At 57.2% G+C, this 14,019-nt stretch carries 7 protein-coding genes; 6 read left to right on the forward strand and 1 reads right to left on the reverse strand.

What is annotated here, in order from left to right:
• Window positions 1–148 precede the first annotated feature (148 nt).
• From K1Y02_19980 to K1Y02_20005, 6 genes are all read left to right on the forward strand, one after another.
• Complete coding sequence (locus K1Y02_19980) at window positions 149–1,192, forward strand: type IV pilus twitching motility protein PilT (GenBank protein MBX7258651.1); 1,044 nt, start codon at window positions 149–151, stop codon at window positions 1,190–1,192.
• A gap of 278 nt (window positions 1,193–1,470) precedes the next feature.
• On the forward strand, window positions 1,471–2,451 hold the full coding sequence (locus tag K1Y02_19985; protein ID MBX7258652.1) for a ketoacyl-ACP synthase III: 981 nt from the start codon (window positions 1,471–1,473) through the stop codon (window positions 2,449–2,451).
• Window positions 2,452–2,745: 294 nt separating this feature from the next.
• On the forward strand, window positions 2,746–3,420 hold the full coding sequence (locus K1Y02_19990; GenBank protein MBX7258653.1) for a sigma-70 family RNA polymerase sigma factor: 675 nt from the start codon (window positions 2,746–2,748) through the stop codon (window positions 3,418–3,420).
• Window positions 3,421–3,430: 10 nt separating this feature from the next.
• Entirely contained in the window at window positions 3,431–4,099 is a 669-nt protein-coding gene (locus K1Y02_19995; protein ID MBX7258654.1) for a hypothetical protein, read from the forward strand.
• A 225-nt stretch (window positions 4,100–4,324) separates the two neighbouring features.
• Window positions 4,325–6,169 carry a DUF4097 domain-containing protein gene (locus K1Y02_20000; GenBank protein ID MBX7258655.1) on the forward strand — a complete coding sequence of 615 codons (1,845 nt, stop codon included), beginning with the start codon at window positions 4,325–4,327 and terminating at the stop codon, window positions 6,167–6,169.
• 1,044 nt (window positions 6,170–7,213) lie between these two features.
• Window positions 7,214–10,063 carry a right-handed parallel beta-helix repeat-containing protein gene (locus tag K1Y02_20005; GenBank protein ID MBX7258656.1) on the forward strand — a complete coding sequence of 950 codons (2,850 nt, stop codon included), beginning with the start codon at window positions 7,214–7,216 and terminating at the stop codon, window positions 10,061–10,063.
• Between the two features lie 103 nt (window positions 10,064–10,166).
• Here the strand turns inward: K1Y02_20005 and K1Y02_20010 are convergent, their stop codons facing one another.
• Complete coding sequence (locus K1Y02_20010; GenBank protein ID MBX7258657.1) at window positions 10,167–12,806, reverse strand: DUF4838 domain-containing protein; 2,640 nt, start codon at window positions 12,804–12,806, stop codon at window positions 10,167–10,169.
• Between the last annotated feature and the right edge of the window lie 1,213 nt (window positions 12,807–14,019).

The raw sequence follows: 14,019 nt of genomic DNA on the forward strand, positions 1-14,019 counted from the left end.
CGTGAGAATCTCGGCCAGCCGATGACAGCCTTGTCGACGGAATTGGAAAGGGGCTGGAGTACCCCGTTGTGCGGTAACGAACTATGGGGTATGATGGGGGCCGAATTGAATCGGGGACACAAAATATTGTGGGAACGGGCTCATCATGATGGAACTTAAAGAGTTGTTCGAGATGGTCGCGAAGCAGAACGCTTCGGACTTGCTTCTGAGTGCCGGTGCGCCGCCGATGTTGCGCGTGAACGGGCGTATGTTTCGTACGCGGAGCGAGGCGCTTACGGCGGAGCAGACGAAGAAAACAATTTACGGCATTTTGACGCCGGAGCAGAAAAAGCATTTCGAGGAGTACAAGGAGTTGGACTTCTCGTATGCGGTGGGCAAGAAGCATCGGTTCCGCGTCAATGTGTATCTGCAGAAGGCCGCGGTAACGGCGGCGTTTCGTCCGATCCCCGAAGACATTCCTCAGCTTGACGATTTGGGGTTACCGGAAATCATTAACAAGTTCACGCAGTTGAAGCAGGGGCTGATTCTGGTGACGGGGCCCACGGGCCACGGCAAGACGACGACGCAGGCGTCGATCATCGACGTCATCAACAATTCGCGGGAGTGCCACATCATCACGGTGGAGGACCCGATCGAGTTCATCCATTCGCACAAGAAGAGCATCGTGGATCAGCGCGAAGTGGGCGGCGACACGTTGAGTTTCCACAGCGCGCTGAAGTACGTGCTGCGGCAGGACCCGGACGTGATTCTCATCGGCGAAATGCGCGATCTGGAGACCATCCAGGCGGCGTTGCGCGCGGCGGAAACGGGTCACCTTGTGATGGCGACGCTGCATACGAACGACGCGATCCAGTCGGTGGACCGCATTATCGACGTGTTCCCCGGAGAGCAGCAACAGCAGATTCGATTCATGTTGTCGATGACGCTGGTGGCGGTGATTTCGCAGCGGTTGATTCCGAGGGCCGAGGGCCCGGGCCGCGTGATGGCGTGCGAGGTGCTGGTGAACAACACGGCGGTCGCGAACCTCATCCGCGAAGGGAAGACGCACCAAGTCTACAGCATCATGGAGACGAATACGAAGGAAGGCATGCAGACGATGGATCGCTGCGTGAAGAACCTGTATATGCAGGGCCTGATTTCGTATGAGGATGCGATTGCACACGTGAGGAACGCCAAGGCAATTATGGAATGATTTTGGATTTTAGTTTTTGGATTTTGGATTGAAGAAGAAAAGAACGGAGTACGTTGGGCGAGAGTAAACGCCTTTTGGCGAGTGACTTGTGTTGTGGGTCTTCGACCTCTGGAACTGAGTTCGGAGACGTGCTCGTGGAGATTGAGGAACATTCACTTGCGATGCAAGCGGGTTTCCCCAATCCAAAATCGAAAATCCAAAATCTAAAATAGACCGAAGTGGCATAGTCCCAGACGGGAACGCCAACGTTGGTCTTGGTTGCATGGGCGGGGTGATGGATGGTGCGCGCGCGGATAGTTGGAACAGGACATTGTTTGCCCGAGAAGGTCTTGACGAACGTCGACCTTGAAGGGCTGATGGATACGACGGACGAGTGGATCCGTCAGCGGACAGGGATTTTACAGCGGCATATCGCGGCCCCGAATGAGGCGGCTTCGGATCTTGCCGCGAAGGCGTGCGCCCGAGCGTTGGAAAACGCGGGGGTCGCGTCGGAAGAAGTTGAATTCATTCATTGCGCGACGGCGACGCCGGACTATTTCATGCCGTCAGCGGCGTGCCTGACCCAGAAGAAGATTGGCGCGCGGCGGGCCGGAGCGAGCGATTTGAATGCGGCCTGCTCGGGGTTCGTCTATGCGTTGCAGGCGGCAGATGCGTTGATCCGGGCGGGCGTGCACAAGACGGCGCTGGTTGTCGGCGCGGAAATCATGACGGCCCGGCTGGATTGGACGAAGCGCGACACGGCGGTGCTGTTTGGCGATGGGGCCGGAGCGGTCGTGCTGAAGGCCGAAGACGGGGACCGGGGCGTGTTGTCGACGTATACGGCGGCGGACGGCGGCGCCTACGACATCTTGATGGTGCCGGCGGGCGGTTCGGCGCAGGTGATTACGCCGGAGAACATCAATGAGCTGAACCGGGGCATTCTGATGAATGGCCGGGAATTGTATAAGCGGGCGGTGTACGCGTTTGGCGATGCCGTGGAGCAGGCGCTGACGCGGGCGTCCGTGGGGGTCGAGGATATCAACCTGTTCGTGCCTCATCAGGCCAACGGGCGGATGTTGGAGACAGTTGCCAACCACATTGGGTTGTCGCCGGACAAGATCTATTTGAATGTTGACCGAGTGGCGAATACCAGCGCGGCGTCGATACCAATAGCACTGGACCAAGCGAATGCGGAAGGCCGCTTGAAGCAGGGAGACCTGGTGTTGCTGGCCGCGTTCGGGGCCGGGCTGACCTGGGGGTCAGCGTTGGTGAGGTGGTAGATTGAGTAAGGCGGGATAAGGACTTACGGCGGTCTGTCCGCCTGGAATTTTGGATTCTAGATTTTGGATTTTGGATTGAAGACGGACTCGCAGCCTGGGGCTTTGGACTTGGATGCGAGGAGGTTGACAGTTTTGGATTGGTTTTGGTCCGTGGTGCTATAATCACGAGTTAACGAGAACGGAGGCGAGCGGGTTTCGCGCCGGAGACAAGTGCTTGTGGCGATGAAACTTTCTCGACTCGACAGGGATTGTATAGTGCACACTGAAAATCAACATCCAGATGGCAGGGGAGCTATGATGGAACGAGCACCGAACGTAACGCCCTTGGCGGGTCGCAGTGCGCTTCGAGTGCTTGGGCCGGAAGGATTGCCGCTCAAAGAGCGCAGCGACGAAACGCTGATGCTGGACCACGCGGCGGGCTCCGAGAGTGCGTTTGGGGAGCTGCTGCGGCGGCACCAGAAGGGCGTGCTCAACTACATCTTCCGGATGGTTCAGAACCGGCAGATTGCCGAAGAATTGACGCAAGAAGTCTTCGTGGCGCTGGTCCGGAATGCGGACCGGTATCAGCCCACGGCAAAATTCACCACGTACCTGTACACCATTGCCTCGAACATCGTCTCCAAGGAATGGCTGCGCCGCAAGCGCCGTCCCAAGTTCTTGAGCTTGTCGGGATGGAGCTGGCGGAAGAATCCTGAAGACGAGTTCGATCCACTCGAACACGTAGGCGACGAACGGTCGGATGTGTTCTCCGCGTTTCAGCGCGGGGAGATATCGGAGGCCGTGAACGCGGCGCTGCGGGAGTTACCCGAGCATCAGCGCGAGGCGTTCGTCCTGAGGCGGTTCCAGGATTTGTCGTACGAAGAGATCGCGGTGATCACGGATTCGCCGGTTGGGACGGCGAAATCACGGGTCGTTCGGGCGGAACGAGCGCTTCGGCCGTTGCTGGAGCGGTTCAAGGATTACGTCTAGGGAGTCCAACGTGAACATGCTGCGTCATCCGTCGAAGCCAGAACTACTGGCGTACGCGGAAGGACTGCTTGCGGGGCAGGGTATTTCTGCTTCCACCGCTCGCCACATTGCAGCATGCGCGTCTTGCGCCCAGGAAGTCGCCGCGATTCGGAAATCGTTCGAATTTACCCAGGCGGCCGGCGACCTCGATCCCTCCGATGATTTAACCCGTACGATACTGATTGCCGCGCGGCGCGAACGCCAAGCCCCGAAGCGGATGCATGGCCGGGCGTGGTTTTTGACCGTGAAAGGTTTTGCGTACGTAGCGTGCGTTGCGTTGGTGGCGAGCGTGTACTTCCAATTCGCGTTGGGTGACCGCACGACGGAACCCGGACCCGCGATGCAAACGGTAGCCCAGGAACGGCCGATGGCAGCCTTGCCGTCGCCGGAAGAATTGCGCAAGGCGACGGAGGAAATCCGGGCGCTGGCGGCGGCGGTGGGCGTGCGGCCCGGCGCGCCGGACACGGTGCGCGAGTGGCGTCAGACGCGGGCTGTGTTGGCGTTGAATGCCGATTTGTCGGCGGCGCGCGCGGCGTTGGACCGGAACCCCGGGTGTGAGCGTGCGAGCCGAGTGATCACCACAAACCTGCGTCGCCAGGCGCAGGCGTTGAAAAGCCTCTACGTGGAGCGCTGCCTGTAGCGGGCGCTACGGGCCGATGCCGTGATTCTCCAACCTAAGGGCCAGCAGGCAAGCAAGCAAAGCGGGCATCTCCCTTATAGGGTTTGGGGTCTAGGGGCTGGGGTCTGGAATTCATCTGAAGGCCTTCGAGCCATACCGGCTTTTTTCTCTCACCGTATCGTTCTCTGCATTGCGTTGTTCCTCACAACGTTGTGCGGGGCGCTCGCGCAGACGGAATCGAAAGAGGTGCCGAGCACATTCTTCGACACCGTCTCTCAATGGCTGACGTTCTTGGGCGAAAAGACCGAGGGAGTCGTCGCGCCGCGGTTTGCGGGGTTCAATCAACAGGGAAGCTCGGGTTGGGAAGGATTGAAGACCGGCCAGCGCGAGTTTGAAGAGAGTTATCCGGCGCGACCCTCGGCGACGGTATCGATTGCGAACGAATTCGGCGAGATTCGCGTGACGACGTGGGACAACCCGGTCGTGCAGGTGAAAGCCCAGGTGCTGGCGGGGGCCGAAAACGACGACCTTGCGCGGGAATTGTCGGAAGCCATCAAGATCACGGTGACGCCGGCCGCGGAGCAGATCGAGATCCGCACGGAGTATCCGGATACGCGCGAGAAGGGCAAGGTTGCGATGGCGGTGAATTACACAGTAACCGTTCCTTCGACCGCCAATGTAATCTGCAAGAACAATTTCGGGGACACCATCGTCGCCAACGTGGGCGGTACCGTGGCGGTGGATTCACGGTTCGGGATGGTGGACTTGCGCGAGATCTCCGGACTGGTCACGGTGAGGGCTTGGGGCGAGTTTCCATTGACCGCACGCGATCTACGTCTGGGCGGCTTCTTCCAGTTGCAGGGCACGCAAGCGGAGTTCGCCAACGTGGGTGGAACCTTGAATGTGGGCAGCTTCACGGGATCGGTTGCGTTGCGCGACCTTGCGCCTGAGGCGGACCTTGACGTGACGAGCGAAAGCGGCCCAATTCATTTGTATGTGCCCGAGAACGCAGCGCCTGACATTTCCGCGACGGCATTCTTTGGGACAGTGAAGTCTGACACGGTCATGGAGCAGACATCGCGCGGAGATATGGTGGTTGCGCGCGGCGCAAACGTTGACTCGAAGCAGCAGGTGACGTTGCAGGTATCTTTCGACACGATCTATGTGCATCAGGAAGGGCTGAAACCGCCGCCACCGCCCGCCGTGAAAAACGGCGGTGAGTATGTTACGCGCAGCATGGAGCAGGCCGTGGACTTGACGGCGGGCGCGGCCGTAGCCGTTGAAGCGGTGCCGGGCGACGTGCGCATTCACGGAACGGATGGCAATCGCGTGGAGATCAAGGCCACGCGGGTGGTGCGCGTGGAATCGACGTCGAATGCTCAAGCGGCCATCGAAGCGCTGGGCCTCACCGTCGAACCATCGCCGGAGCGCGTTCGTATTGTGACCGCGGTGCGAGACAATTTGTCTTCGTTGGGATGCACGCAGTTCCGCATCGATCTTGAGATCGGCGTGCCCAGGACCGCCTCGCTTCACGTGACGGCGGAGAACGGGGCCACGTCCGTGGCGGGCATGGCAAACTCGGTGGTGATCATTCAGAAGAAGGGAAGCGTGTCCGCCGAGAACTGCAAGCGTGACACGGGCACCTTTGAATTGACGAACGAAGCGGGCGACGTATCGCTGACGGATTGCCAGGGTCCGGTGACGGTGGCCGCGCAGCAAGGCATGGTGAAGTCCGTCAACGTGTATGGCAAACAGGCCATCACGTCGGTGCAGGCGAAGACGTTGATCGAATCGCCCAAGGGCGAAGTCGTGGTGCGCAATCGCGGCGCGGACGTGAGCATCCTCGCGCTCGACGGCATCCTCGGCGAGTACAACGTGGCGGTAGAGAAGGGTACGTTGAACATCGTAATTCCACCGTCGTCGGATGCGACGCTTTACGTGACCGTCAAGAACGGGCAAGTCCGCAACAGCTCGATCACGCTGAACGGTTCGCTCGAACCGCAGCAAGTCAGCAAGTTCACGGGCCGCGTCAACAACGGGACGAACCGCGTCGAATTGCAGACCGATGGCGGGGATATCTACATCGACTAGGTTGGGTGGGACGCTGAGGATGCACAAGGCTGCGTGAACTTGGTGCGTATCACGCAGCGTCCAAATGTTCTTCCTTGGCCTTTGCTGTATCTGTTGACTAGTTCGGTTGTTTAGTCTACACTTCTTTTTATGGCTACTGAAACAAGCGACGAAACAGGACGTCCAGCTTCGCTGAAGCCATGGTGGCACAGTACAATTCTCTGGATAAACGCCCATCCTTGGAGTTCCAAGATTGTACTGGGCGCCGTGGTTCTGGTAGGTGGCCCGTTACTGCGGGCCATGCCGGAAATTTTGCGATTGGCTCTATTTTCATTCTTTATTTGCCTCTTAACACTCGGTGCCGTGATGAGTATCGTGAGCATATGTCGCAGACGCCTCAAGTTTGATGGCGATTTGAGCTTCCTCATATTTCTTATCGTCGTCTGTATGCCTGTCGTGACCTTATTGTGTTTAGTCATGGTGATGGAGTGGGGCTCTTACTTTAACCTCTTGTAGCAACTCTATGCCTTACGCTGGATAGCTCGAACCGCAGCAAGTCAGCAAGTTCACCGGCCGCGTCAACAACGGGACAAACCGCGTCGAATTGCAGACTGACGGCGGGGATATCTACATCGACTGAATCGGGGCTGACAACTTCACTCAGCACAGGATCATTTCAGCCCTCACTCTTCTTGTCATCGCGGGAAACTCCCTCGCATTCAACTACCGGTTTTCTTCCGTACTCTTGTTATCAGAGTTGCCCATACCTGGCTGTTGACAAATCCAAGTGATTTCCATAGTCTAATCATACGACTAGGCTTACCATCCATGTGAGTCATAATAGTCTTTCGCGACGCTTGGGGAGGTTGGCGTTTCATACACGCCGCCTGGAAGGGGGAGAGTATGGGGACAAATGCTGCAGCTCGAAATATGCCCGGTTCAAACACGTCTTTGTATGCGGTGACTGTATGCCTTGCTGCCGTCCTGTGCGGGTTGGACACTGCGTACGCTCAAGTAGTGTACGTCGATGGCACTGTGACAGCCAGTGGCACCGGGGCGTCTTGGGTGCAAGCCAAGAAAAGCATCAGCGAAGCAATCGTTTCGGCACAACCGGGAGATGAAGTGTGGGTCGCAGAAGGAACCTACTCAGAGAACCTCTCTCTAAAGAGTGACTTGGCAATCTACGGTGGATTCTCAGGCACAGAAGTCTTGCGCGGGGAGCGAGATATCATTGCGCACCGAACCGTTGTGGACGCAAGTACAGCAAAGGGAGGCCTTCCTGCAAATCATGTCGTCGAGATGCAGAATGTCGTAAACGTGCGCCTTGAGGGACTTGTATTGACAGGTGGGTCAGCCACAAACGGTGGCACGGAAGAACAACGTGGCGGAGGGATAAAGTGTAAGGGAGTTGACCCGACGTGCGTTGTCACCAATTGTACGTTAGAGAAGAATGCGGGATTCGATGGCGGTGGGATCTGGGTAGCAGGAAACATGGTCCTGGAGGACTGCCTGATTCGCGACAACAGCAGGGGCGGAGGAATCCATGTGTTCAGTGGGACCCCGTCAATTCGCAGATGCACAGTCGAGGGGAACAGAGGAGGTGGCATCTATCTAAACCTCGGAATAGATTACCCGGTAATTCAAGAGTGCGTGATTCGCACCAATAGTGGAAGTGGCATTTATGCGCGCAGCAACTACACGAGAATTGAAAACTGTGTCATCGCTAACAATGAGGTCAACTACGGAGGCGGGGGGATAAGTATCAATGGCTACACGGGAAAGATTATCAATTGCACTATCGTAGGTAATAAGGCGCGCGAGGGAGGCGGACTTGAGATCGCGGGTCAGGCACCGATAGTAAGCAATACGATATTCGCAGAGAATACTGGCGGTGCCATCACGACGACAAATAGCCAGGCAGTCAGCCTCACTCGTTGTGTGTTTTATGGCAACTTGGGGGGGTACTTGTATGACCAGGCCAGCTCAATCCGATACGTGGACATAAGTCAATTCGATTTGGCTTACCCCGGAGTCAATACCATCCAAGAGGCGGATCCGCTGTTCCGGGACTCGTCTATCGAGGACTATCGATTGCTGCCGAATTCACCATGCGTTGACGCAGGATCTCCAATTGCTGCCCCTGCCGTCGACATTGATTCCGATTCACGCCCTAATGATATCCCCGGAGTGGGAAGAGATTCGACGGGTGATGAAATCGATATTGGAGCCCACGAGGTCTATATCCAGGAATCGGATTTCCCCGATCCCTCGCCAGAGGTCTTGTATGTCAACGCAGCGGCATCGCAGGGTGGGGACGGAAGCACGTGGGCGATGGCCTATCGATCGATCTCTGAAGCACTGGAAGACGCGGAGTACGGGAACGAGATATGGGTTGCGTCAGGAGCCTACTCCGAAATTGTGCGGATGAAGAGCGGCGTTTCGATATACGGAGGATTTGCAGGCTCGGAAGTGCAGCGTTCACAAAGGAACAGCACGCTGAATGAGAGCATCATAGACGGCAGCACTGCATCAGGTGGCAGTAATGCGCTGCACGTAGTTGAAATGTACGGCGTCTACGACGCGGTTCTTGACGGAGTTACGGTTACTGGGGGATATGCCCGAGGCGGCACGGTGGATTCCCGAGGGGCAGGGATCGACTGTAACGTCATTGGTAACACATGCAGGATTTCCAATTGCGTGATTCGCGGTAACCGTGCGTGGGGAGAAGGGGGGGGAATTAATGCAGGATCGACGCCGATACATATCTTGAACTGTCTTTTGCGAGGCAATGAAGCGTTTCGTGGTGGCGGAATATGCATGAGCGGGCACACTTGGGTGGAAAACTGTCGCGTTGAGGATAACCTCGGTGATCAAGGAGGCGGCCTGGCGTGCACCGATTTCGGCAAGACCCCCGTTGTACGAGGCTGTGTCATTAGTGGCAATTCGGCGGAATCGGGTGGTGGAGCGCATTTCGACTTAACTGCACCCATTCTGCAGAATTCTTTGATCGTCAACAACACAGCATTGGACGGAGGTGGATTGGAGTTTCTCCTCTCCTCAGGTGCGGTAATCAATTGCACAGTGGCGGATAATACGGCTGACCTTGGCGACTCCGTCTATGGCCAGCGTGATGCCACCGTCTTTGTAAACACGATCTTTACATGCGACCAGAACTTTTCGATCTACGGCACAGATGGATACAGTCCAATCGTCAAGAACTGCTTATTCGAAATTGATGGAGAAGGCGTTTTTTCGGAATCGCAGACTGGCGCTGTCTATTCAGATGCTACTAGTCTGAATGCGGGACTGCCGCAAGCGAGCGGAAATGTGTCCGGCGACCCGCGTTTTGTGAACGCAGCAAACATGGACTTCTCTCCATTGATCAATTCTCCTGCTATCGACGCTGGAACACCCAGCGTCCCCTTCCGTGTGGACGTTGTGCCCCGCAATGACATCGACGATGAACTACGTCCATTTGACGTACCTGGAGTTGGTGCAAATGGGACCGGCACCGAAATTGACATCGGAGCGTATGAATTGACGGCGACAGATGACCGTGACCATGATGGAATCCCTGATTATATTGAGGGAAGCGGTGATCCAGACAGGGATGGGCTTATCAATATGGTCGATCCCGATTCCGATGGGGACGGCATTGGGGACGCGGAGGAGACTTTCGGAAATGCAAGTCTTGACGACGTGGATGGTGATGGGATTTTGAATCGCCTAGATCCTGACAGTGATGACGATGGTGTGGGCGACGGCGTGGAAGTAAGCATGGGACGAAACCCCTATGATGCGCTGGATACGCCGGTGGTGCCTGTGAACTGGGCTCCGATTGCATGTGTTCTATTCGTCACGGGTCTTCTCGTCATCCGGAGATTTGAGAGAAGGAGGGTTTTGATTCGTAGCTGAAGAGAGTGAGATTGCGCTAGTTTACGCGCATCCAAATACGAACCGGGGACTGTAGGCGAGATGCCCGCAGTCCCCGGTTTGGTTTTGGGGTTGGTGGAAGGCGTTACTTGATCTCGTACTCCAGTTTGAAGGTGTGGGTCTGGCCTGGTTCGACCATCACGGGCTTATCTTGGACCTCGACTTCGAGGTCGTTGAGGTCGGCGGGATAGCCGTAGATGAAGGTGAACTCGGTGGTGTCGGGGTTGAAGCGTTGCGTGAGCGATAGACCTTTGGTTCCAGAGAGGGTCCATTCACTCTTGGGTGTGCGTTGATCGGTGAAGCGTTCGCCTTCGCGCAGGTTGGCGAGGATGGTCGTCATGTCTTTGTCGACGGTCTCGCCGCTACGCGCGGTAAAAGCGACGCGGGTTTGCTCGATGGTTCCGAGGTCGAGGTCGAGATGGCTTCGGACGCGGGCCTCGAGCGGTTTGTCCTTGGTGTTGGTGACGCTTGTTTCAATGGTAAGAATAGGAGCGTCGGGAGAGAGCGTCATCTTGCGGACGATATCGAAACCGCCGCCGTTGGCCTTCATTGAGACGGACGTCGGGGTGTGTTCTTCGACGCCGAATGGGAGCATGTTGCCGAACATGTTGGCCGCGAACATGCCGCCGATGCGAGGATCTTCGCCGCCGCAGAAGGGGAAGAACAGATTCTTCGTCGTGTTGTATGCGGTGACGCATTGACCGGATTTCTTGTCGACGATCATGAGCGCGCGGCCACCCAGCACGGGGACAACGGTCACGGCGAGGTGGGCGTTTTCGATGACCGGGAGTTTCATCGGATTGCCGAAGATCATGGGCCAGAGTCCGATTTGTTCGGGTTCTCCGCCCCATTCACGGATGTTTTTGAATCCGTGTTGTTTCATGCGGGCGATGAATTCCTGAACTTCGGCCATCTTCGCGAGCGGCTGGTTGAACGTAAGCGTGTCGAGACGGAGTCCATTCGTATCGGGCTGGCCCGCTTCGATCTGGTATCCGTTGCGCGGGAAGACGCGTGCGTAGGTCAGCGGCATGCGGGCAACCTTCACACGCTCGAGCAGTTCGGGGTCCTGGGCCACGGCGGCCTCTGCCTCGTTAAACAACTCGTCCGACTTTGCGAGGATGTCGTCGGGGAAATGGCCCTGGGCCGGGTTGACGTAGAGATGAATGTGGACGTTGTCCTTTTCCACCTTGTCGTGGATTAGGGTAATGTAGCGGCCGATGGCGTCGGCTGCCGCGCCATAGTAGCCCTTAAGGAATTCGTCGATGAGGGCTTGAGGATCCTGGTCAGGATTCCAGAGCAGCTTCATGCCGTAATAGGGGCGCAGCAGGCTGAATTCGCCGCCGCCGCCACCGTGCCCCATGCCCTGCAAGTAGATGCCTTCCACGCCGATGCTCTTGTAGAAGCGCATGTCGGCGGACATGGCGCGGAAGTTCGGGAACGGATTGAAATAGTGGGCGAAGTCGACGATGTAGTGCCACATGTAGAGGTGAGAACAAATCTTCGACCAGGCCTCGGCGCGCCGTTTGTAGTCGGCGTTGAGCGGGCAGGTGGAGATGGGATGGCTGTCGCAGCAGGGATACATGTGGCAGAGCCACACGGCGACGTTGGGATGCATGACCATGTCCGCCGGAGGCTCTTCGGTGTACATGTACGCGAGCGTGCTGATGAGCTTATCCGGGTAGACCTTGGAGGTGCGTTCCGCGAGCTGGTTGACGAACCAGAACTGCGTGCCGCCCATGGTCTTGTACTTCTCGTTGATCTCGCGGCACTTCGCGCATTCGCAGTAGTTGTAGTAATCCTCCTGCGAGAAGTTGTATTGGCGAAGCTCGGGGCGTTCTTCCATGCGCTTGAGCATGCGTTCGGTAACGATGTCGAGCAGATCCGGGTTGGTCAGGCAGAGTTGCGTCTCGAATCCGAGTCGCTTGCCGCCGACTTCTGAGAAGTACTCGGGATGGGATTCGAAGAACTCGCCGGGACTGACAAACCCGTGGTAGCTGTGGCAGGTGCCGTAGAAGCTGTACTGAATGCCGTACGGGTTGTCCGCACCGCCGCCCCCGCGATTGCCGCGCTGACGCGCGGTGTAGGACTCACCCCCCGCGTCGAGAGCCGCGTAGCTGGTGTCGCGCCACAGAAAGGCGGGCTTTACAAGCTCGTCGTAGGCGGGCAGCGTCACGGTCGGATGCGGTTCTTCTCGCGTGACTTCGGGCGCGAACCATCGAACTTCAAGTGCGCGTTCCAGGAAATCATATGCGCCGTAGAGCGTGCCAGCCATGGGCGTGCCCGCGATGACGATGTGCGGTGCGACGGTCTTTAGTACGTAGCCTTGCTCGCCGAGCGACTCGGGCGTCGGGTCGACTCCCAATGCTTTGGCGGCTGGCCCGCAACCGAGGACGATGGCCGGCTTGTCGCCGGCGGCGTCACCAGTTTCGATGGGAAGCTGCGCGCCGGTGCTTTTTTGAAACTGGGCTTGGATCTCTTCGGCGGCCTTCTTTTCGGATGGACTCGCAGTCGTAGACAGAAGCAGGCGGTATTGGCTTGCGCCATTCTCTACGAGGAACGGACCCTGGGCGACCGGAGCGGGCTCTGGCGTTGCGGGCGCGGGCTCAGCGGCCGGTTGTGCAGGCGCTTCGTTTGTAGGAGGCGGCTGTTGTGTAGGTCCACATGCGGGCAGCAATGCCATCAGGAGTGCTGCGATCAAGAAAACGGAAAACTGGAACGACTTCATGGCTAACCCCCCTCATTGGTAGCGTGAAGAGTCATAGTAGCAAACGGAGCCACCGGACGCACCCCCGTGCAAGTTGACGATTCAAGGGGTCCGAGCGGCAGCCGAGGGCGGCTGCCCCACATGCAAGCCGAGTTCGGGAAATGTGGCGCAGCCGCCCTCGGCTGCGACAATGCCACCGGGCATATTTGCTGGCGCCCGGAGAACTTCACCACTGAGGCACGGAGGACACAGAGGAATACGGTTTCTTCAAACACGTTAGGCAAGAACCGTGTCGCAGGCATCTTGCCTGCGTCCCGTGCTATGCGCTGCGCTGAGAGGGGGTGCACACCCCCGTGCAAGTTGACGATTCAAGGGTCGCTTGCCTGGAGCGACGAGTCGTCTGGGGGGTGTCCCCGTGCAATTTGACGGGGCAAGGGGGGCTTGACTTTCCGGACGTTTGCGCTATCGCACAAGCCGTCAGAGCGACGCAACCGGCGTAATCGCCGGTGGACATGGTTCGGCCCTCGTGTGTTACCGCCTGTATATAGGGGCGAGTTCGTTGCACTCGGGATGGCTGCTCGCTTGGGGGATTTGCAGCTTCCCTTTGTGTCTTGAATTCCGGAAATCAACGCAAAGGCGCTAAGGCGCAAAGACGCAAGGATTCTGCGTAGAAACGCAAGTTATTAACTAATCGTTATTTTCCTGCAAGAAGCGAATTCTTGGCTCCGCATGTCCCTCGTTTCGCGGCAATGGGTCCGTGCATTTTGCTCCAGACAGTGCAACGGCTCGGCGCATATATATAGGAATGCTTGGAAGAGAAACCTGTGCACATGCGGACTGTGTCTCTCTTGCTTGGTGCCTTGGTGTCTTGGTGGTAAAGAATTCCGGATCGTTGCCACCAAGACACAAAGGTACAAAGAAGACTATCGAGAACAGACAAAGAAGCTATTCAAGTTAGGATGCCTCAAATGACATTTGGATACCCGACTTAAAGGGGTAGGTCGAAGGTAACGGTCTTTCCTTTGCGGCTTTGCGCCTTGGCGTCTTTGCGTTTCTTCTTGAATTGAATTCAACTCAAGATCGCAATGACGTAAGAATTTAACGCAAAGATAAGATGAGAAGGCCGGTCCTCCGACGCAGTGCGATAAACTCGCCTGCAAAGTTAAACGGCACCGAGGTGCCATCAGGAGGAACCGGCCATGAGCAAGTATAGAACATCTGTTGGTTTGGATCT

The sequence above is a fragment of the Candidatus Hydrogenedentota bacterium genome, assembly GCA_019695095.1.
Lineage (GTDB): Bacteria > Hydrogenedentota > Hydrogenedentia > Hydrogenedentales > SLHB01 > JAIBAQ01.